Raw genomic sequence first — 21,487 nt, 5'->3', positions numbered from 1 at the left:
AAATATTATTTCCGGTTTAGTTTTTAAGCAGCCATTTCCAAACCGGAATGACCGTGATTTTTATACCGCCGATGTTTAATTCTTTTTCTTCGTCATACGTGATAATAAAGAATTTTTTTGCTTTTTTGACGCTGTTCGCTGCCTGAACGAGGGCCTTTGTTTCTCGGTTATAGGAAATGTCGGAAACGGAATAGGCCGCTTGTATAACTTCCCCGGTTTTTTCTACAAAAAAGTCGATATCCAGATTTTGACTTTTAAGATAATAAACCTTGTCTTTATACCTATTCCGTAAATTAATTGCCACCAGATTTTCAAGCAACCGGGCTTCCGCCTTATCCAAAAACAGGTTCAAAAGACCGTTGTCGCTGAAATAGTATTTGGGCGTTGTTTCTTTATCGACAAATTTGGAATAATAATTTCTAATTGCAAAAATCAAATATGATTGCTGCGCATAACCGACATAATCGATAACCGCATCCTTACTGATGCTTACGCCTACGGTTTTAAGAATATTATGCAATTTTGAATATGAAACTTCATCCTTAACGGATTCCGCAATTTTTTTTATTAAAAGCCGCAATCCGTTTGTATTTCTTATTCCGTTTCTTGCAGCTATATCTCCGAGCAATACCTTTTGATATATGCTTGAAACATATTCCCGCTTATCTTCATATTGAATGCTTTCGGGAAAACCGCCGAAGTAAAAATAGGTTTTAAATGCTCTTTTGATTTTCCCCCTGTCTTTTGTTCCGAGTATAGCCTTTTCTGAAAAATCAATATTTTTAGCGGTAAGAAATTCTCTGAAATTATAAGGAGTTACATATTGAGTACGGTATCGTCCTCCCAAGCGGCTTTCAATTTCCTGCGAAAGCATTTTTGCATTGCTTCCGGTAATGAATATATGTTCTTTTGAATCCGCCATGCGCCGCGCAAACTTTTCCCAGCCGTCAATATTTTGAACCTCATCTAAAAAGAACCAACCACGCTTATCGCTCATTTCCGCTTGTACGGAAAGAATATCATTAAAATCTTCCAAAGAAAATTCGGCCAGACGCTCATCTTCAAAATTAATGTAAATAATTTGATTCCAATCGGTTCCGGTCGCAATTAAATCCTGAACGATTTTATACAGCAATGTCGACTTCCCCGCACGCCGTAATCCGATCAAAACATAATTGGCGTTCATATTGAAGGCATATTCGCGGTCAACAATTTGGAAGTTTTTTATTACATTGCGCTGATCGTAAATAACGGTTTTTAACAATTCACGTTTCATACGCCCTTGCTCCTGTCGGATATAAAAGACAAAAACCTGCTCATATTGTCGATTATAGTCGACAATATAAAAGAAGTCAATAGAATAAAAAAAAGCCGATACGGAAAACCGTACCGGCCGTTAGCAGGAGTAGGACTTGAACCTACGACCTCCGGGTTATGAGCCCGACGAGCTGCCAGCTGCTCTATCCTGCGTCGTGTCCGGTTATTATATAGGAGTACTTAACTTATGTCAAGGACTTTTTTCTTGATTTTTCGTTTTTTTCAACCGGCCGGGTACTCATCAAAAATCTTTTTTTATGCTATTATCAGGATATGAAAAAAACGCTTTGCAATGATTACCTTGATATAACCATAGACAGCCTCGGTGCGGAACTTACGGCAATAAAACTGCGCAGCGGTACCGATATTTTATGGCCGGGAAAAGAGGGGGTGTGGAACTCTCATGCGCCCCTTTTGTTCCCCTGGTCGGGCAGGATAAAAAACGGCCTGTTTACTCATAAAGGAAAAACCTTCGACGCGGGAATCCACGGCTTTATCGGTCAAACCGAACACCGCTGTATAGCCGAAAACGCCGATACTTTAAGCTTTGAAGCGTCAAGCTCTTCCGACACGCTCAAACTCTTTCCTTATGATTTTCGCCTCGTACAAACCTTTAAGCTTGAAGGGCCGAAACTTACTCATACCGTTGAAGTTAGAAATACGGGAACCGAGCCGATGTTTTTCGGACTCGGGTTTCATCCGGGCTTTATATGCCCTTTTGCACAGGAAAAAAATGCGGCAGGCAAGGTCAAAACCGCCGCCGACTATGAACTGGTATTCGATACGGCCCAAAGCCCCGATTTAATCGATTTAACGAAAAACGGCCTTCCCTCAGGCAAAAAGAACTCCTTTATGCACAAAAAAAGTTCAATCGGCTTGGCCGACGACTTGTTTCGGGGCAGCACAATATGCCTGTGCGGTTTAAACGCCGGGTCAATCACTTTGCGGGAAAAAGAGCCTCGGCAAACCGGAACGAAGGAAGGATACGGCTCGCCGGCGCAGTCCCTGCCGCAGTCTTTAGGCCCCGCATTACAAGCGGTGGAAGTCGGCATAAAAGACATTCCCTACCTTTTGTTGTGGAGCGCCGCAACCGAAAAGCTTGAGTTTATCTGTATAGAGCCATGGTACAGCCTGCCCGACTTTGAAAGCGCCGAAAGCGAATGGGAAACAAAGCAAAACCTCTTGCGTTTGGAAGCGGGAAACACCTTTACGGCGCATTTACCGCTGACATTTCATATAAAATAACGGCGGCGGCTTGGGCGACGTTCAGGCTGTCCAAAACCCGTCCCCCCTTTGCACTTTGCGCTCCGGGAATACTCACCGTGTAATCGCAGAGGCGTTTTATGCTTTCCGATATCCCGTGTTCTTCGTTGCCTAAAATTACGGCGAGCGCTTTTTGTCCATGCATGCGTAAATCCCGAACGGAAAGCTTTCCTCCCGCATCGGCGGCCAAGCGCAGTATTTTTCCGTCCATATCGCGCAAAAGAGCGGGCAAAGAACGCACCGTGTACAAAAGTATGGATTCCATGCCGCCCTGAGCGTTGCGGTAGGCGCTTGTCGTTATAAGAGAAGGCGCCTGTTCGGCCGTCATAACGATGTGCCGGATGCCGAAAAAAGCGGCCGACCGTATAATGGCTCCCGCATTTTGCGCATTGGCTATATTATCGAAAATTAAAATCCGTTCACGGTTTTGTGCCCATTCGCGAAGTTCCGCAGGACTTACCGGCAAAAATGCGGGCGGCTCTATCATTGCCGTAAGGCCTTGATGATGAATCGAACCCGAAAGTTTTTCCAGTTCGCAAGCGTCCTTTACCTGATTATAGGGCGCTTTGCGTTCCGCAAGTTTTTTGCATAAAAAGCCGAAAGCGGCAGCGCGCTCTGCCGTGTAGTAAAAACGCTTTATTTTTTGCGGATTTAATTCGGCCAGGGCGCGGACCGCCGCATAACCGCAAACCGCCAATTCTTCCCGTTGTTTATTTTTCATATTGTTGAGTATAGCGCATTTTTATGATAGGGTACAATAGAAACAGGAATAAAATACGATTTATGAATTCGGCTGAAAAACATCCGCTACAATTATTGATAAAACCCGTTTCAGGCGCATGCAATATGAACTGTACCTATTGCTTTTACTGCGACGAAATGGAAAACCGCTCGCAAAAATCATTCGGTATTATGACCGAAAAGACGGCGGAACATCTTATTCAAAAAGCGCTTGACGGAACACACCCGGCATGTACCTTCGCCTTTCAGGGAGGAGAACCGACTTTACGGGGTTTGGATTTTTTCCGTTTTTTTTGCGATGCGGTACGCTCATACAACACTTATAACATTCCCGTACAATTCGCGCTTCAGACAAACGGTATTGTCATCGATAAGGAATGGGCGGCTTTTTTTGCCGAAGAGGGCTTTTTAATCGGCCTTTCGATGGACGGCAACAAACGCATCCACGATTCTTTACGCAAAATACATGCCGGCGGAAAGAGGACACACAAGAGCTTAAACGGGCAGCAGGGCGACTCGGCTGTTGAGGGAACCTTTAACAAGGTGCTGCACACCGCCCGCCTTTTTGACAATCACCGCGTCGAATACAATATTTTAACGGTAGTAAGCGCCACGCTTGCAAAAAATATAAAAGAGGTATATGAATTTTATTTACGCAATAATTTTATGTACCAGCAGTACATTCCCTGCTTGGATCCGATAGGGGAAAAAAGCCCCGCGCACAAATGGTCGCTTACGCCCGAAGTGTACGGGGATTTTCTTAAAACGCTTTTTGACCTGTGGTACCGCAGTTTTAAGCGCGAAAAACCGGTTTCGGTACGCTATTTTGACAACCTCGTTTTAATGCTTTTAGGCCGCCCGCCCGAATCGTGCGGAATGCTCGGGCGCTGCACTTTTCAGCATGTAATCGAAGCGGACGGAAGCGTTTTTCCCTGCGATTTTTACGTCCTCGATTCCTATAAATTAGGCAATATTCATACCGCCGGCTTTGAAGATATTGCAAAGGCGCGCGAAAAAATCGGCTTTATAGAAAAATCCCTGCACACGGACGAAGAATGTAAAACTTGTAACTGGTATCCCCTGTGCAGGGGCGGCTGCAGGAGGGACAGGGATACCTTTACCGATAAGCCCTTGGAAAAAAACCGCTTTTGCGCTTCATATAAGGCATTTTTTCCCTATGCTTACGAGCGCCTCGCCGAGATTGCGCGGATTATAGGCTCCCGCCGTTTTTAGAGCGTTCCGAGCGCTTCCAAGTCAAGCTCTCCTGCAGTACAGGGAACGCGGATATCCCAGTTTTCAAGCACCGCCGGATGAAGCTCTCCGAAAATACCGACGGGCTTACCCTTTACAATGAGGCGCGCTTGCCGTCCGGGAATAAAGCGCGGGTCGGACGCTTCTTCAACCGTATATTCATGATTTAAAAAGTACAAAAGAGAAGCCGTTTCGCTTGCCGCGCCGTTAAAGTTCGCATCGGAAGCGGCCGTCAAAAAGCCCAAGTATTGGCGCGTCCTTGTTCCGGTCACTTCTTCATCGCATAAAAAGGCGGTTTTTCCGATTTCAAACACCTTGTGCGGATACACCGCATTGCCGGAAACGGCTTCTGCGCTTAAAAGCGAGGGGATAATCGAGGGCCGCACAAACTGATAGTTTTCGCTCATCGGGTTCGATACTTCTATAACGTCGGCTCCGTCTATGTTCATGCGCTCGATATAGTCGCGTTTTGAGCCCAAATAGTTAAAAATCATTTCCTGATAGCCCAAGCCTATCATTAAGCTTTTGGCTTTGCGGCTTAAAAGGGTAAGCGGCGTTAAGCGGCCGATGGTAAAATCACGGGGTTTTTCGGGCTTAAACGAGGGCAATTCGCGCCCCAGCATTATGTCTTCTATAACGTCGACTTCATGCAAAAAGTCGTTGCGGTAAGGCGGCGGCATAATCGTAATAATACCGTCTTTTTCGGTCGCTTCAACTCCCATGCGGGCAAGGGCTGCAAGCATTTCGGATGCCGAAAGGTTTTCGCCCAAAAGTTTTTGAGCCGCTTTAACCGAAGCCGAAGTTGAACTTTGAAAATACAGGGGCGTTACGATGTCTTTTCCGAAGCCCGTATCGTAGGGGTGCTTTATAAGACAGGGTAAAATTTTGTAGCCGGCATCGAAAAAGTCGCAGGCGACAATCATCGTTGCAAGCAAAAGAGAGGGCATATCGGTTCCGGTCATTTCAACCAAAAGATCGCTGTCGCCGACTTGCACTGCTCCCAAAGCCGCACTGTTGATAATGGGCGCCATCGACAGGGTGTTTCCCGAAGCATCGCTTAAAAGGGGGAATTTCGGCATATCGGCAATGATGTGCCCGTATTCTTTTCCCTTAGGATGCTCGGTAACGATTTGACGGCAGCTCATCGGCTTATCAAAGCCCAGCGGCACAAAGCTTGTGTTATCCGGATCGACTGCATGATAGGAAACGGGCCACTTGATTTGGGCGTAGCGGTATACGCCCATAGAAATGGAGCGGCGCTTGCGGCCGAAGTTCCAGCAGAGTTTTTCCTGCGTTTGAATGATGTCCAAAAGCATGGGCTCGTCTATCGGTTTTCCCGATATGACAAAGGCCGTCATAAAGGGGCGGATATCTTTGAGGGCGGGGTCGACATTTACGACGCGGTTTCCATAGTCCTTTGTGCTGCCTGCAAAAGACAAAAAATCGTTGTACAGCGTATAGCCGGTCTTTGAAGGCTGAACGGCCTGTACGTTTTTATGCAGTTTAAGCTGGCGGGCAAGACCTGCCGTGGACCACAGGTCGGGGCGGTTCGTATCGTTCAATTCGATTTTTATTATCCGCTCGTTTTCGGGCGCTGCGGAATCGGGTTTTTCGTCCAATTCGGCCTTAGCGCAGGTTAAACGGTCTTCCAATATATCATAGGGGAAGGTTTCACCGAGCAAGTTAAAAAACAGTTTTTCGTTTACGTCTATTTTAGGCATATGCCCTCCGAATTTTCAATTATATCAAAAAAAAAGCGGGCTGTACAGACCTTTTGATTTTCTAAACGGCGGCCTTTCTTTACATAAATCTTTTGCCGAAAAGACTTGCAAATATGCAAAATCCAGTGTATCCTTAAGCGATGTCAATTACAAAACGAAAAAGTCCGCGATTTCGTGAGATCGGCAAGGTTTTTATGCCCGAACTGTGTGTGTTCCCGGGGCGTTTGGTCGATATAAGCGCTTCCGGCTGCTGTATACGCTTTCCCGCCCTTGTAGAACCCGATACCGATTCGGACTATGAAGCATCCTTTGCCCTGTCTTCAAAATCTCCGGCAAAGCCCTTTGTTTTAATTCTTCAACCGAAGTGGAAAAAAAGCGAACCGTCCGCAACGGAAATAGGTTTTGAATTTTTACACTCGCCGGGAACAAAAAATCTTACATCGCACATAGAAGAACTGTCCCGCGCAGAAACCTAGTATGCTTTTATTTAAAGAAAACATCCGTATAGTAATATCTGAGTCTTATAAGCGCAAAAAAGATAGCTAATACGGAAAACCACCATAAAAACCCGGTAAAGCCGGCAAAAAAATTATAGATACCGTGACAAAATACGGCCGAAACAAAGGCTGCAATACGAGGCGCACCTTGAAGCTTTGTCCGGATAAAAATGCAGGAAAGCGCACTGCACAAAGCATGTAAAACGACGGCGGTAAACAAGCGTATAACCGAATAATTGGTTCCGGCAATGCAGTATATCAAAGCTTCAAAAGAACCGACTGCCGTTCCCGCAATCAATGCGCTTGCAAAAAAAGAAGACGGATGTGCAGTTTTTACGGGAAGCAAAAATAAAAAAGCCGCCTTTGCGGTTTCTTCGATAAATCCGTTAAATACTAAAGCGCTTATAAAGACGGCCGCCAACGACGTCGGCGCAAAATCGAAATTCCGTTTTATAACAAATTGAATAAGAATAATCGGCACAAGGGAAGCAAATCCCGCCGCCACCGCCCAAACAGCCTGGACAGGTCCGAAAGACGGTACTTTCAGCAAAGAAAACAAAATGCCGGCAGCCAGCGGTAAAAAGCACAGTATAAGCGTTATATATAATTCCACACCGGTATCATAGCAAAAATACTGTACAGGTGCAATAAAAGATTGTATAGTAAAAAATATGAAGTGCATTATTTTAACGGGAATTCAGCATTCGGGAAAAACAACCGCAGGCAAACTTTTAGCGGGGCAAACGGGGGGCGTTTTTTTCGATACGGATAAACTTATAGAACAAAAAACCGGCTTAAGCTGCCGGGAATTATATGCGCAAAAAGGTGTTGAATTTTTTAAAAAGACGGAACTCGATGCCTGCTTTTTTTTAGAGGAATATGCAAAATACGCGGAAAACAAGCAGCTTACGCCGCAGAGCGGCAAAACAAACAAAACACTCGGGGCGATTATTTCAACCGGAGGCGGCATTTGCGATAATCCGCGCGCGCTTTCCGTGCTGGAAACAATCGGCTGTTTGGCCTATTTACACGTAAGCGAAGCGACGGCCTTTGAGCGCATTTGTGCGCGTGCAAAGCTGACGGGAAGTTTTCCCGCATACATCGAAAAGCTCTCTCCCGAAAACGACGCCCACCGCCGCTCGATTTTTCACGGCATATACGAAAAAAGAACCGCCGAATATAAAAAAAGGGCAAAACTGCACATCGACACGGAAGGGTTAAGTCCCGAAGACGTGTGCGCCGCCCTTTTTTCAGCGATACAAACGTTTGAGTAAAAGCATACGGCGTTTGTTCGGCAGCTTGTATCGCGCCGTAATTGCCGCAGAGTTTAACCGCAGCAGCCTCCCGAACACCCGCCGCAGCCTCCGGATGCACAACCGCCGCCGCAGCCGTCTTCTTCATGCTCATGGCCGTGGTGACAGCCGCAGCCGCAAGAATCCGAGCAGGCAGCTTCGATTTCTTCATCCGTCGCTTTGCGAACGCTTTCGATTTTCACATCGAAAAACAGGGTTTTTCCGGCAAGCTCATGATTTGCGTCAATCGTAATGTCATCCCCGTCTATTTTTGTAACACGGACAATGCGGCTCATCGAACCGGAACCGGTTTCAAACTGCATGCCGACTTCAATTTGAGCATCGGTTTCAAAGTTGGAGCGGGGAATCGTTACTACCAAATCGTCCGAATATTCGCCGTATGCTGCAGCCGGTTCGATACTCACCGACAAGCTGTCGCCGGCTTTTTTACCTTCAAGCTCTTTTTCCAAGCCCGGAATCAAATTGCCGTAGCCGTGCAAATACTCCAAAGGCTCCGAGCCTTCCGAAGAATCCAAAAGAGTGCCGTCTTTGTCTTTTAGCGTATAATGAATCGCCGCCATTACATCTTTTTCAATTGTCATACGTTTTCCTCATATGTTTTTTTAAACGGTTTTTTAAAAATCCGATACCGAGCACAATGCGCGTTAAAACGCTTGAATAACTTCCGTTATTTCCGGAATTTTATCTTTAAGCATTTGCTCAACTCCGTGCTTTAGCGTCATTGTCGCCATAGGACAACTTCCGCATGCACCCGTCAATTTTACGACAACCTTTGTGCCGTCGCGAAGTTCGATGAATTCCAAATCGCCGCCGTCGGCTTGAAGCTGCGGGCGTATGTATTCAAGACATTCTTTTACACGTTCTATAAGTTCCAATGTTAACTCCCTATAATTTTTAAAATATACACTTTTAGGGAGTATAAGGTCAAGCACAAAAACAAAAACGGGACCGTTTTGAAAAGCGTTTGCATTTTCGACAGCCCCGTTTTGATATGCTTTGATACGCTTAATACGATGCGGCTTTTACAAAGCCATACCGCCGATTATCGTTATGCGGCCGTCCGTTTTAGGTACAATAGGCTGCACAAGGGTTTGTACGTAATCGATAACCACATCGCTTAAAAGCATCGACGTATTAAAGGTTTCGACGGCTTTTTTAAAAACCTCGTATCCGTCGCCGCCCGCTGCAAGATAGTCGTTTACGGCAATCTTATAGGTGCGTGCAGAATCAATCGGTTTTCCGCCCACCGTTACGTTTTCGATTTTACCCGCATCGTAATTCAGCGTCATTTTGACTTCTTTGGAAACTTGCGCAAAGGCTCCGGCACCTTGCGGAATGGTGCCGATAAAATCGAACAATTTAACGACATCCGAGCCTTTTAAAGTAACGACATACACGTAGTTTTCGAAGGGCAACACGGTTAAAATATCTTCACGTGTAACATCGCCTTTAGGTAAATGCGTGCGGATATTGCCGCCGTTCGTTATTGCAAAATCGACGGGTACACCGATCGAAGCAAGGTAAGCGGTTTGCGCATCGCACACCAAATTACCGAGTGCGATTTCTTTTTTGCGGCTCAACTTGCTTCCGAATTCGAATTCGGCGGCGGTTTTTATAACGACTTCTTTTAAACTCGCATCGGCCTTTTCTTTATACGGCTTAAGTAAGGCGGCAATTTCGGGATCCGGCGGGAAAGCAGCGGTTGTAATTTCAACGGGTATCCAGTCAAAGGCGATTAATTTTCCGTTTTTTATAGTTAAGCGGCCCTTCCCAATAAATTTGCCCCATTCGTTTGCCGACACGATATAGGTATTGCCGACTTGTATGGGTTTTTCGAATTTTGCATGGGAATGGCCGTCGATAAACAAATCGATTCCCGGAACGCTTTCGGCCACCATAAGGGAGGTGGTATGGTCTTCCGACTCTTTTATATTGCCTACATGCCCGACAACGATAACGATGTCGCACTTTTTTTTGTTCCGCAATTCGGCTACGGTTTTGCGGGCAGCTTCGATTTCGTCGATAAAGGTAAGGCTTTTGTCGGGCTGGGCGATAACCTGCGTGCGCAGGGTCGTAAGTCCCATAATTCCGACGCGGAATCCTTCAAAATCTTTGATGATATAGGGTTGCACAAAATACGAGCGGCCTTTTTTGATGTTTGCCGAAATCCACGGGAATTCGGACCATGAAATTTGCTTTTCCAGTTTTTCCAAGGTAGCGTCGAATTCGTGATTGCCGAGTGCGACGGCATCGTAACCGATTTTGTTATACGCACGAATGTCGGGTTCGGCATGAAACATATTGGACAATGCAGTTCCCGCATTCATATCGCCGGCATCCAAAACAAGGACGTTTTTTTCAGCGGAGCGCACGCTTTTTATAAAGGTTGCACGCTCGGCAAGGCCGCCCTTACCTTCTTTTGCAAGCGGACTTCCGTGGTGGTCGTTTGTGTGCAGTACGGTTAAAACATATTCGGAAGCCGCATCGCGCTTGGGTGCGCTTATACAGCCGAACAGCATAAAAATTACCGTAAGAACGGCAATTACGGAACAGTATTTTTTCATATTCGTTCCTCCTTTGGGAATACTCGATTGTTAAAATAATTATACAACGGATTTATCCTGCCGTAAAGGAGATTTTCCGGCTTTGTCCGCATCTTATACAAAGCCGGAACGCAGGCCCGTCAATCTCTTATTGCCATAACTTTGCGGGTTTCGTCGATATTCGGCCCCACAACACGGATAAAATACAATCCGCGCGCAACCGCATCGCCTCGGCTGTTCGTTCCGTCCCATTTATAAATATGTTCGCCTTTTTCTACACGGCCGGAATATAAAACCTTAACCACATCTCCGTCCAAAGTCATTGCGATAACGTTTAAACTGCCGGCTTGTTTTGCGGTAATATGAATAAGACATTGTTCTTTTGTATTTGTGTTGATAACATTATTTAAAACGCTTACCCCGCCGGCCTGTTGTTTTACCGCAGCGATATCCAACGACCACAAATCTATGGATGCGGGGTCCTTCGGGTCTTTTAAGCGCAGCGCGTAGAGGGGAACCGGATCGCTTCCGTCGCAGTCGGGATCTATCATAATATAGGCGCCGGCAGCATTTATCATCGGGAACAAAAAGCCCGCCCTGCTTCCGGCAGGATAGTTTAAACTGCCGGGGCTTGCCGGATTATTTAAAAGTTTAAATATATACAGTCCTTGCGGCTGCCCTGCAAAGGGTGTTTCGGGAGAAAGAACTTCACACAGATTGTTTCCGGTTTCACTGATTACAGGTAAAATGGATGTGGGCGTCGGAGAGGACGGTAACGGCGGGGAAAACGCGGAGAGCGCCGGAAACCATACACGGCTGCCTAAATTCGTTACGCTATTAAGAGCCGTCGAAACGGATGAGGGAAGCGGATCGTTATCGATAAACATCTTAAACGTTCCCTGCTGCGGCAAATCACTCAAATTCATGTTTTCAACTGTAAGATGAACCGTTATATCTTCTTTTTCCAAAACCGTATTGCCCGGCGCGCCCGAACCATCGAATAAACGTACTGCCGGGCTTGTTCCGCCGTATACGCCTTCGGTTGCAAATCCCGAAGAACCGTCGTCGAGTGTTTTTTCATCGTAGGCGAACAGGGGGCGCACCACGTTGACGGCAAAATCGCTTATAACGTGCTTGTGACCGGCAAAGGCGGGAAATCCGCCGTATTTGGGAACGATGTCAATCAAACCTGCCGAATTTGTTTTTACTTGGAGTTTAGCCTGCGAAAGAGCAGCGTAGTTTACGTTCCCGGTAAGAGAAACGATTATTCCCGTTCCTTTTTTAGTATCCGTGCGCACACGGGCAGGGATTCTCGAATCAATTTGTATAGGGGGGGGGCCTGACGGCAGGTCGATAATTGCAAGATTATGCGGAATTTTTGCAAGCGTTTCGGGTCTTGTATCGATTTGTGATGTAAACAGCACATACATATGTTTTGATTCGACGGGGGCTACCGTAAGCGCGATATTCGGCGGAGATGCGTCGATCGATGTGCCGCCGGAAACGCTTTTCATTATATTACCGGCAAGGTCGGTTATGCGTCCTCCGTTCGGATGACTTGAGTCAAAAGCTTGATAACCGACTGTAAACGCTTCCGTTACGGGAAAGGCAAGAGGAACGCCTGTCGGCGTTATTTTTAACTGTAAATATAAACTGTCCTGTTCGAAAAATCCGCTCGGGCGAGGTCCGAACAGGGCTTGATTTTCCACCTTTTGTGCAAGGCTTAAGGTGAAAGAAGTGTCCAGTCCGGTAAATTTCAAGAGAGCCGGATTAAATTCGGCGTTTGCTGCACTAAACGAAAATACATGTTGCACATCTTGCGCAGGGGGCAAAGTACATGCGCGGATGCCTCCCGTTGTACGGTTGTACCCTGTAAAGCGCGAGCCTCCGTAAGAATCGTACCGGTCATTTACGGAACTCCATCCCGGATTCGTTGCCGAGGCGGCGGCCGTTTTCCACCACGGTTCCGAGTTATTATACAGGGGCGTATTGTCAAAAAAGTGAAATTCGATTTTATCGGCAAACTGCGACGATGACGAATAGGCCGCAATTTCTTTGCCTTGGTTACCCGTGTTGGTCCATTCGCCGATACTATGCGACACCTTGGCAAATACGGGAGGAGAAGTGTCCCAGCTTCCGTTGAGTCCGCCGGAGGTTGTTATACTTCGTGTAACGGTTCTATCGATCTCCTGCCTGTTGTTTCGCGCCCGGATACTTATTCCCCCGTCCGAAGCAGATAAAATCTTTACAGTACCGGAAGGAGTTGCTGCCTCTTTTATATATCCTATCCATTTTTTATGCGTAACGCCGTTTACCGAAACTGTTCCGTCCGTATAACCTGCAATCGACAAACGCAGACGGCACGGCCTATTGTCGATACCGGATGTAGGATCCGTCGGAGGGGCTATGGCGCCGACGGCAAAACGGCGGTACAAGGTGTGCGGCTGGTCGGTAACGGGAAGCGGTGATGAAGGAGTAAACAAAAGTCCCGCTTTTATTTTGCCGTTTTGAATATCGGCAATACCCGAAACCCGCAGCTTAAAACCGGGAGCAGGGTTTTCAACAAGCTCGCCGATTGTATTCGTTACAAGTTTGTTTTCCGTGCTTTCGGGAATATCTTCTGTTGTACTCGAACCGCCTATGTACACGGGTTCGGAAAAGCGGAATTCTATAAAGTTATGCGCGTCGGCAGACGGTTGAGAAGCGGGATTTTGGGTATGTTGTTCCTGCCCCGTATAAACTGCGGCAAGAACGGGCGGACATTTATCTTTTACATCACCGTATATTACTCCGTTAGCACCGCTTGTGTTTGCCGCACTGCCTGCATAGTGGCGTATGCGGTTTTTATGTTCGTCACGAAGCGTTGCGTATAACAAACTTCGCGCTTTGGGAATACTTAAATTCGGCTTTTTGGAACGATGCCCGATTGATTGTGTACCCGTGTAACTTCCGCGGTCGGTGCTGTCGCTGGAGCCTACATACATTCCCGTCGCATCGGTGTTCCAGCGTTCCCCTGTTATGCGCAAAAAGAACTCGTCCATATCCGTATACGGAGCGGTATCGGTCGGGTTATAAACATCGGCAAGAGTTTTTTCACTGCCGGCAGACGGGTTAACCGTATATGCCTTTACAAAAGCAAGCGATCCGTTATGGTATTTAATATCAGTTAACGCTTTATCTATTTCATTGTTTGAATTTTCAATCTTTTTATTAAATTTAACATATATCGTATCGTCGGATACGGTATAGGCTTCGGTAATAGTCGGCCGGCCAAAATCCCAGCCGGAATTATCGTTTTGGTCGGTACAGCCTTCGGCAGCCGCGACAAAGCCGCCCCCGCTGACCGTGCATTTTTTAACGGTCGTAAAATAGGCTTCGGCAAAGGAATCGGTTGCCTTACCGTTATCGGGAATATCGAGCGTCCAAGCACCGGCGGGTGTAAGAGTCATACCGTTTGCGTAAAAGTTTTTACCCGCTTTAAAGGTTTTAACGCTTAAATCGGCAAAAGAACCTGAATATTTTCCGCCTGTAAGGTCGCCCGGAAGAACGGTTTCGTCGGGCAGTGCCGAAGGAAGAACAACGGAGGGCGCGGCCGTCATTCCCGTTCTTCTCGAATGATTATAGGTAAACAAGCCGTTTACACCCGAGGGGTCGGAAGTAGCGGTATCATCCGGCGAGTAGTTTTGACCGAACAATACAATATCGCCCTTTACGGCAGGACTCACCGACTCGGCAGTTATTCCCGTACAACCGGCGCCCATAGTAACGGTTCCCGCAAAAAGGACAAAATTCGCGCAGGAAAGGGGATTTGCAAGGCTTATATTTGTTGCAATAAAAAAGCTTGCGTCGGAAGGCCGTGTCCAAGCGGTTGACGAGGGGTCAAGCGTCGCAAAATGAGTAATGTATATCCGTTTCGATGCAACTTTAAAAGTTCCTGCAGCAAGCGGGCCGCCCCAAAAATCCGTAACGGGAGCTCCGATTTGTAAATTGCAGTCGGCATTTTTTTGTGTAAAAGAGCCGGCCTTTACAGGCCCCCTTATAACACAGGAACCGCTTACATCAAATTCTACCGCATTTTGTGCGCTTATTTCGGCATAAGAAAAAACCTTAGCGGCTTTAAGGGTCAGCTTGTTTACGGTAACCGACGGCAAAGACGGAAGCGGTGTAGAAGGAGGCGTAGATTCCAAGGTTTTTTCGCTGAATTTTACAGTAGCCGCCTCTATTTCGATGTCTTTTTTGTTTGAACCGTCATCTGCGATTATATCGCTTTTAAAAGTGATTGTGCCGTTCGGGACCGCAAATTTCACATTTTTTTTCAGGCTGACAGCCCCCCCATACGTTTGCGTGCCGGCTGTAATCGTTAACAGGGTGGGGGCCGCAGCACCTGCTTCCGTAATGCCGCTTACCGAAATACTTCCTGCCGTTACGGCAGCACAATTCAGTTTAAGATTTCCCTGAACGGTAAGTGTTTTTCCCGCTGCCTGAATATCGGCGTTCTGCTCAAATGTAACCGAATTTGAAGCGTTAAAGGTTGTATCCTTATTCAGCGTTACCGCTCCCTTGTAGGTTTGAATCGGCGCCGTAACGGTAAGAGCTCCGGCCGTGTTGACGGCAAAAGTTTCGTTGACGGTTAAGGAATTAGCGTTATTAAAGCTTGTTTTATTACCGCTTACAATCAAGCGAGGATAGGGCCCTTGCCATACATCCGAAGGGGAAGACGGATTGCCGTTGTATTCAACAGTTGAGCCGGACTGTACGGTCATTTTATTTGCAGGCGTCGTTTGCTCAAACCAAACTTTTTGATCGGCGCTTCCTTTAAGCAAAAGATGTCCTCCGCTTTCAACACCGAGTTGTGCCGTTGAGCCGCCGGAAGTTTGTATCGTCCAGTCTCCCAAATCGAGCTTTGCGCCGGATTGGACCGTAACGGTTTTAGCTTTTGATTCCGGATTTGTTAACGTAGGTTTTTGAAGAACGGGATGATTAGCACCGGACTTTATCAATACATCCACGTGTTCCGAAGGGGCGGCGTAAGGCGGTTCCCAGTTTCCCGCCGTGTTCCAGTTTGTATTGACGTTTCCCTTCCAAACAACTTGTCCAAAGGCATTCGTAAAAATCCAGTTTCGAGGGGGGGCGTTTGCAGGGTCGGGCTTACTTGCCGCGGCTATATAGGAACCGCCGTCTGCAATAGGTATATTTGTTTTTACTTTAAGCCATGTGCCGCCGGTTTTATGACCGTTCAATGTAATTTCCGAATTACTCATACCGCCTTGAACGGTCAAAGGTGAAGCTTCCGATGCCCCTTTAAGGGTCATGTTCCCCGTTACCGAAATTTTGTTATTGATAGTAAGCGTTTTTATATACGGCTCGGTACAAATCAAATCTTTAAATTGAGTGTTTGCCGCAGCCGATGTTCCGGTAATGGTGATATTATCGGGGGGCGTAACACCGCTTCCTATCATCGGCGTCGCTTCGTCCAATGTTACGGTATAATTTCCCGCATGGAATGTACCTTTATTGGTAAGTTTATAAGTTATTTTTATATTTGAAAGAAGATTAAGGGTTATGCCAGAGTCAATTTCCAATTCCCGGATTTCCGATGCCGATCCGACTTTTAAAGTTTGATTGGTGTTTCCCGTAAAAAGAAGGGTGCCCCCGTCTGCATGATAGAATTTATCGGTACATTCCAATCCGTTTTTTGCAGTTATTTTTCCGTTGGAAAATTTTATTTCTTTTGCTTTAATGAGGTTTCCGGCAGTAACATTTCCCCATGTTCTAAGGTGAGTATCTACAGTGATTTTACCCGAGGCTTCAATAGTTTTGTCGCTTGCTTCACACCAACCCTTTATTGTAATATCGCCGCTTGCCGTAATGTTTCCATTCAAATCCCAAGCCGTCCCATGCGTTGTTCCGTTATCGGCGGTAATATTTTGTGCAGTAATCTTATTTGTTGTAAGTTTAGCACTTGTTTTAAATGTAATATCATGCCCGGAAGCTTTTATTTCTCCGTTATAAGTTTGCGCTGCCGTTCCCGTGTCGATTTCAGTACCGGAGCCTGTTACGGTAAAATCTTCGTCAACGGTTAGAGAAAGATTCCCTGTCTTTAAAAAATTGCGGCCTTGTGCTTCCAGTTTTTTATACGGTCCTCCCCAGACATTGTCTGTGGCTCCGCCATAATATACAACGGTGGAACCGGCTTTTAGGTCTATTTTGTCGTCGTTTCCGGCTCCAAACCAAGCTGCTTGAGGGGTTTTCCCCGTCAGTTTAATCGTACCGTAATTGGTAAGTTTTGCAGTTGGACCGTTTTTATTGATAACTTCTCCGCCTAAGTCGAGCTCTGCACTTGAGTTTACCGTAACGGATTTTGCAGACACGTTTCCCGTAAGTTTGGGGTAGTAATGAGTAGGCGGAGGGGACGTCGGTTTTTTTTCTATGATTACAACCGAGTTCACACCGGGTGTTCCATACGGCCGCCAGTTTTGCCAGTCATTCCAGTTGCTCGAATGATTTCCCTTCCAAGTCAGAGTTCCGGCATAGCCGGTAAAAATCCAGTTTTTAGGATGACCGCCGGAGAGCGGAAAACCGGGAATTTCCTCGGCCTTGCTTTCAGTTACCCTATATGTATGACCGCCGCTTTCGGGAATCATCGGTATATTTGTGTGTACTTTAAGCCATTTTCCGCCCGATTTATCGATATTAAGTTGAATACCGGGGCTGTTGGTGCCGCCTTGAACCGTAAGCAGTTGAGCATCGAGGCTGCCCGAACCTTCCAAGGTTAAGTCCCCGCTTACGGAAATTTTTCCGTTTACCGTAAGCGTTTTTCCGCCGCCGCCTGTAAGGCTTAAATTATTGAATGTCGTATTACCCGCATTGCCGGTACCCGTAATCGCTATATTGCCGGAGGGGCTAAGATTTACCGTATTATTTGCTCCGGCGATAAAGGTACCGCTGTTGGTAAAGGTATTGCCGGTAAAAACTATAGTGTCGGCATCGGCATTAAAAGTTCCGTTATTGGTAAAAGTGCTGTTAAAGACCAATGAATTACCCGTACCGGTATTAAAGATTCCGCTGTTGGTAAAAGAACCGTCCAAAGAAATATCCTTACCGTTAGCATTAAAGGTTCCCTTGTTGGTAAAATTCCCTGCAATCATAACAGGAGAAAGTAATTTTACCTTTGCATTGGAAGCGGGCGGTGTTATGCCGTTGTCAACTGTAAGATTGCGTATGTTTTTATTGCCCGCACCGGTAAACTTAAGCTCTTGTTCCGGAGTTCCCGTTCCGTTAAAAGTTAAAGTACCGCTTGTCTGATTAAATTGAGCGGCGGTAAGGCTTCCTTTAAGCGTTACATCTCCCGCTGTCCACGTATTATCATGACTTGCATTATCGGCAGTGATGTTTCCATGCGTCATAACGAATGCGTTAGAAGTCCAGTTTCCCCTCGCAATAATATGACGGCCTGCCGTAATGCCATTGGAGCTCCACGTTCCTTCTACGGTGAGGTCTCTTCCCGGGAGGACTACAGAATTTGCCGTCCAGCCTCTGTATACGGTGATATCGCGCGCGTTGATTGTTCCGCCGGAGGAGGTCCATGCACCCGTACCTGAATTTACGGTAATGTCACCGCTTGCGTTAATCGTGTCTGTAGAAGTCCATGCGCCCGTACCTGAATTTACGGTGATGTTTCTTGCGGTAACGGTCTTCTTTGTTTGAATAGGGCCGTTTCCGCTAAAAACGATATCGACTCCCGAAGCTGAAACCGTATTGTTAAACACCGTTCCGGTTCCGCTTGCAACCGAGGAATTGAATGTTGTTTTCTTGTTTAGAGTTATCGTTCCCCCGTAGGACTGGGAAGCCGCGCTGACAGTAACGTTATTCCCCGCATTGGAAGCAACGGTAAAAGTTTTTTCTACGGCTAGAGGGGCTGCAATAGGACTTGCCCCCTGAGTCATAGGGGTCAGAACTGTTCTTCCGTCGCTGAGCGTGAGGTTTTTATAGGGTCCGGTCCAAACCGCATTATTCGTATTACCGTAATATTCCATTGTAGAGTCGGGGCCGTGGGTTATATTATTATTATTGGGGCCGGAATTATTAATTTCAAGCCATTCTTTTTGTCCGGGATTAAATGGATTTCCTGTTGTTGTTCCAATCATTTTAAGAATGCCGTTATTGGTAATATGAGCTGTTACCGCACTGCCGGCTTCGCCATCCTGAATAATGTGTCCGTCTAAATCAAGCTCGGCTCCGGAGTTTACCGTAACCGTTTTTGCAGACACGTTTCCCGTAAGTTTGGGGTAGTAATGAGTAGGCGGAGGGGACGTCGGTTTTTTTTCTATGATTACAACCGAGTTCACACCGGGTGTTCCATACGGCCGCCAGTTTTGCCAGTCATTCCAGTTGCTCGAATGATTTCCCTTCCAAGTCAGAGTTCCGGCATAACCGGTAAAAATCCAGTTTTTAGGATGACCGCCGGAGAGCGGAAAACCGGGAATTTCCTCGGCCTTGCTTTCAGTTACCGTATATGTATGACCGCCGCTTTCGGGAATCATCGGTATATTTGTGTGTACTTTAAGCCATTTTCCGCCCGATTTATTGATATTAAGTTGAATACCGGGGCTGTTGGTGCCGCCTTGAACCGTAAGCAGTTGAGCATCGAGGCTGCCCGAACCTTCCAAGGTTAAGTTCCCGTTTACGGAAACTTTTCCGTTTACCGTAAGCGTTTTTCCGCCGCCGCCTGTAAGGCTTAAATTATTGAATGTCGTATTACCCGCATTGCCGGTACCCGTAATCGTTACGGTTCCGCCCGGCGGAGGGGCAAGGGTGACCGTATGAGTTCCGGCGTTAAAGGTGCCGTTATTTGTGAAAGCTCCGTTTACGGTTATAGCTTTCCCAAGCGTCAATGTACCGCTCGCAATGGTCAGGTTGTGAAAATTTATCGCTCCGTTTCCGCTTATTTGAGAGTTGCTGCCGGTAAAGGTTACAGTCTTACCGTTTGCATTAAACGTTGCTCCGCTGTTATTTGTAAAATTACCGCCAACTGTTAGGTCTTTATTAAGGGTTACGCTCTTATTATTTGCAACGGTCAGGTTGTGAAAGCTTATCGCTCCGTTTCCGCTTATGATAGAAGCGCCGTTGAAGGCAACGGTATTGAAACCGGTAGTAAAAATGTTGTTATTTGTAAAATTTCCGCCGATTGTTACATTTTTACCGTTTGCATTAAACGTCGCACCGCTGTTATTTGTGAAATTACCGTTTACGGTTATAGCTTTATTAAGCTTTACCGTCCTGCCGCTTGTTACGGTCAAGTCGTGAAAGTTTATCGTTCCCGTTCCGTCTATTGTCCCGGAGCCGTTACCGCTAAAGAAAAAATTTCCTCCTGTTTGAGTAAGGCCGGAGGAGTTAACGGTAAAGTTTTTCCTTACAGTTATACTGGAAGCGCTCAGACTGTGTCTTGAACCGCTTACTTTCAAATTTTCATAAGGTCCCGCCCAAACGTTTGCAGCCGAGGGTGGAGGAGCGTTATATTCAACGGTAGATGTATCTCCGAGTATTATTTTCTCGTTAGGCGCTGTTGCAGTGAACCAATCCGACTGATCTCCGGTTCCTGTCATCTTAATTGTTCCGTTATTGGTAAGTTTTGCAGTAGCACTTCCTTTTTTGATGACAAAGTGCTGCAAATCAAGTTCTGCTCCCGAAACGACTGTAACGGATTGGGCCTGTGCGTTTGTAGAGTTTTCCAGTTTAGGGTATTCGTTGCTTGTAAGATAGGGAATCTCTACAGGCGTATTTATTCCCGGAACACCTTTCGGCTTCCAGTTATCATAATTATCCCACTTTGTTTTGTCCGCAGCAGAGGAAGCCCCCGCAGTCCATGTCATGAGGCTTGTACAATCTTTAAAAATCCAGCCTGAAGGAGAACTTGTTTGCGGTTCCGGCTTACTTTGATTTGTAATATATGACCGGGTTGTAATAATAATATTGTCATAAACTTTAAGGTTGTATCCTTCTTTTGTATTATTTGCTGTAAGTGTAATTTCGTGAGACCCAATATCAGCGCTTCCTTTAATAACAAGAACTCTATCGGTCGCCGATCCTTTGAGGCTTAAATCCCCGTTTATTTTGATTTTATTTTTGATTGTAAGTGTTTTACTTATTCCATCGGTTACTTCCATTAGCAAATGATGGAATTGTGTGTTATTAGTATTCGTTGTTCCGTTAATTTGTATATCATAACCGGACGAATTAAGCTTTACCGTACCGGTATTTGCTATAAAGGTTCCGCCATTATTCGTAAAATTACCGGACAGGGTGAGGGTTATATTCCCCTGTATGGTAAGGGTTCCGGAATTAATTATAAGTGAATTTATATCTATGGAGCTGTTGAGGATTGGAGAAGTTCCATTAGAAGTTATAATTGCAGTATCGGAAGAATCATCAGGATATCCGGGATCACTGCTGGGAAGCCCTACAGGAGGAGTCCAGTTGGATCGATTATTCCATGCCGAGCTTTGGCTTCCGTTCCATGTAAAATCTGCTGCAAAGCCTGCCGTCATCGAAAAAAGAATAATCGAAATTGTAAAAAGTGATTTAAAACCTTTCACCATACCTATATTATATCGGCTTTTTCGTGAAAAAACCAGTGCAAATATGGAGAAAATTGATTTTAAGGGGAAAGGTTGCATAAATAGTGCTACCTGTTTTAACTTAATTTTTCCTTCTTGACAAAAGGCGGGATGCAAGATTCCTTTATTTTATGCACTTTCTTCTTACTTTTAATCAGAACCGGAGGAACCTTGTGTGGACTCTGACGTATTACTACCGGTTTGATTAGCAATTACTTGATTTGT

The 21,487-nt window shown here is 46.1% G+C and carries 12 protein-coding genes and 1 tRNA gene; 4 read left to right on the top strand and 9 right to left on the bottom strand.

The features are described 5' to 3' along the window. Positions 1–16: 16 nt before the first annotated feature. On the bottom strand, positions 17–1,276 hold the full coding sequence (locus tag H0R92_RS04560) for an ATP-binding protein (protein ID WP_432961577.1): 1,260 nt from the start codon (positions 1,274–1,276) through the stop codon (positions 17–19). Between the two features lie 121 nt (positions 1,277–1,397). Then, positions 1,398–1,470: transfer RNA gene (locus tag H0R92_RS04555), tRNA-Met, on the bottom strand. 120 nt (positions 1,471–1,590) lie between these two features. On the opposite strand from H0R92_RS04555, the gene H0R92_RS04550 reads away from it, so the two are divergent. After that, positions 1,591–2,562: a hypothetical protein gene (locus H0R92_RS04550; protein ID WP_432961575.1), complete on the top strand. Its 972-nt coding sequence runs from the start codon at positions 1,591–1,593 to the stop codon at positions 2,560–2,562. Here H0R92_RS04550 and H0R92_RS04545 read toward each other — a convergent pair. Continuing rightward, positions 2,525–3,301 carry a TrmH family RNA methyltransferase gene (locus H0R92_RS04545; protein ID WP_432961574.1) on the bottom strand — a complete coding sequence of 259 codons (777 nt, stop codon included), beginning with the start codon at positions 3,299–3,301 and terminating at the stop codon, positions 2,525–2,527. The genes H0R92_RS04550 and H0R92_RS04545 overlap by 38 nt on opposite strands. Positions 3,302–3,363: 62 nt before the next feature. Here H0R92_RS04545 and H0R92_RS04540 point away from each other — a divergent pair, with 62 nt between their 5' ends. Beyond that, complete coding sequence (locus H0R92_RS04540; protein ID WP_432961573.1) at positions 3,364–4,554, top strand: anaerobic sulfatase maturase; 1,191 nt, start codon at positions 3,364–3,366, stop codon at positions 4,552–4,554. Here the strand turns inward: H0R92_RS04540 and pheT are convergent. Next, complete coding sequence (gene pheT, locus H0R92_RS04535) at positions 4,551–6,293, bottom strand: phenylalanine--tRNA ligase subunit beta (protein ID WP_432961572.1); 1,743 nt, start codon at positions 6,291–6,293, stop codon at positions 4,551–4,553. The genes H0R92_RS04540 and pheT overlap by 4 nt on opposite strands. Before the next feature lie 140 nt (positions 6,294–6,433). On the opposite strand from pheT, the gene H0R92_RS04530 reads away from it, so the two are divergent. Continuing rightward, positions 6,434–6,769, top strand: a complete 336-nt coding sequence (locus H0R92_RS04530) for a PilZ domain-containing protein (RefSeq protein WP_432961571.1) — start codon at positions 6,434–6,436, stop codon at positions 6,767–6,769. A gap of 7 nt (positions 6,770–6,776) precedes the next feature. On the opposite strand, the gene H0R92_RS04525 is transcribed toward H0R92_RS04530, so the two are convergent. Then, positions 6,777–7,403 (bottom strand): PrsW family glutamic-type intramembrane protease, encoded by a 627-nt coding sequence (locus H0R92_RS04525; RefSeq protein WP_432961570.1) that lies wholly within the window; start codon positions 7,401–7,403, stop codon positions 6,777–6,779. Positions 7,404–7,461: 58 nt separating this feature from the next. Between H0R92_RS04525 and H0R92_RS04520 the strand changes: the two genes are divergently transcribed. Beyond that, positions 7,462–8,064, top strand: coding sequence for a shikimate kinase (locus tag H0R92_RS04520; protein WP_432961569.1), 603 nt, complete (start codon positions 7,462–7,464; stop codon positions 8,062–8,064). A gap of 53 nt (positions 8,065–8,117) precedes the next feature. Here the strand turns inward: H0R92_RS04520 and H0R92_RS04515 are convergent, their stop codons facing one another. From H0R92_RS04515 to H0R92_RS04500, 4 genes are all read right to left on the bottom strand, one after another. Then, positions 8,118–8,684, bottom strand: coding sequence for an FKBP-type peptidyl-prolyl cis-trans isomerase (locus H0R92_RS04515; protein WP_432961568.1), 567 nt, complete (start codon positions 8,682–8,684; stop codon positions 8,118–8,120). A 63-nt stretch (positions 8,685–8,747) separates the two neighbouring features. After that, positions 8,748–8,978 carry a NifU family protein gene (locus H0R92_RS04510; RefSeq protein ID WP_432961567.1) on the bottom strand — a complete coding sequence of 77 codons (231 nt, stop codon included), beginning with the start codon at positions 8,976–8,978 and terminating at the stop codon, positions 8,748–8,750. A 147-nt stretch (positions 8,979–9,125) separates the two neighbouring features. Continuing rightward, the gene (locus tag H0R92_RS04505; protein WP_432961566.1) at positions 9,126–10,667 is read right to left on the bottom strand and encodes a bifunctional metallophosphatase/5'-nucleotidase; all 1,542 of its coding nucleotides are present in this window, start codon (positions 10,665–10,667) and stop codon (positions 9,126–9,128) included. 119 nt (positions 10,668–10,786) lie between these two features. Beyond that, positions 10,787–21,244, bottom strand: coding sequence for a FlgD immunoglobulin-like domain containing protein (locus tag H0R92_RS04500; protein WP_432961988.1), 10,458 nt, complete (start codon positions 21,242–21,244; stop codon positions 10,787–10,789). Positions 21,245–21,487 lie beyond the last annotated feature (243 nt).

Origin of the sequence: Treponema sp. OMZ 840 (assembly GCF_050937815.1) — a bacterium.
In the GTDB taxonomy this organism is placed as follows: Bacteria; Spirochaetota; Spirochaetia; order Treponematales; family Treponemataceae; genus Treponema_C.
This window is presented reverse-complemented; position numbering and strand designations above follow the sequence as displayed.

Excerpts from the sequence above, each read along its gene's own strand:
- pheT (WP_432961572.1), bottom strand. The coding sequence starts at position 6,293 with ATGCCTAAAATAGACGTAAACGAAAAACTGTTTTTTAACTTGCTCGGT.
- H0R92_RS04540 (WP_432961573.1), top strand. The coding sequence starts at position 3,364 with ATGAATTCGGCTGAAAAACATCCGCTACAATTATTGATAAAACCCGTT.
- H0R92_RS04545 (WP_432961574.1), bottom strand. The coding sequence starts at position 3,301 with ATGAAAAATAAACAACGGGAAGAATTGGCGGTTTGCGGTTATGCGGCG.
- H0R92_RS04560 (WP_432961577.1), bottom strand. The coding sequence starts at position 1,276 with ATGAAACGTGAATTGTTAAAAACCGTTATTTACGATCAGCGCAATGTA.
- H0R92_RS04550 (WP_432961575.1), top strand. The coding sequence starts at position 1,591 with ATGAAAAAAACGCTTTGCAATGATTACCTTGATATAACCATAGACAGC.
- H0R92_RS04530 (WP_432961571.1), top strand. The coding sequence starts at position 6,434 with ATGTCAATTACAAAACGAAAAAGTCCGCGATTTCGTGAGATCGGCAAG.
- H0R92_RS04515 (WP_432961568.1), bottom strand. The coding sequence starts at position 8,684 with ATGACAATTGAAAAAGATGTAATGGCGGCGATTCATTATACGCTAAAA.
- H0R92_RS04500 (WP_432961988.1), bottom strand. The coding sequence starts at position 21,244 with ATGGTGAAAGGTTTTAAATCACTTTTTACAATTTCGATTATTCTTTTT.
- H0R92_RS04505 (WP_432961566.1), bottom strand. The coding sequence starts at position 10,667 with ATGAAAAAATACTGTTCCGTAATTGCCGTTCTTACGGTAATTTTTATG.
- H0R92_RS04520 (WP_432961569.1), top strand. The coding sequence starts at position 7,462 with ATGAAGTGCATTATTTTAACGGGAATTCAGCATTCGGGAAAAACAACC.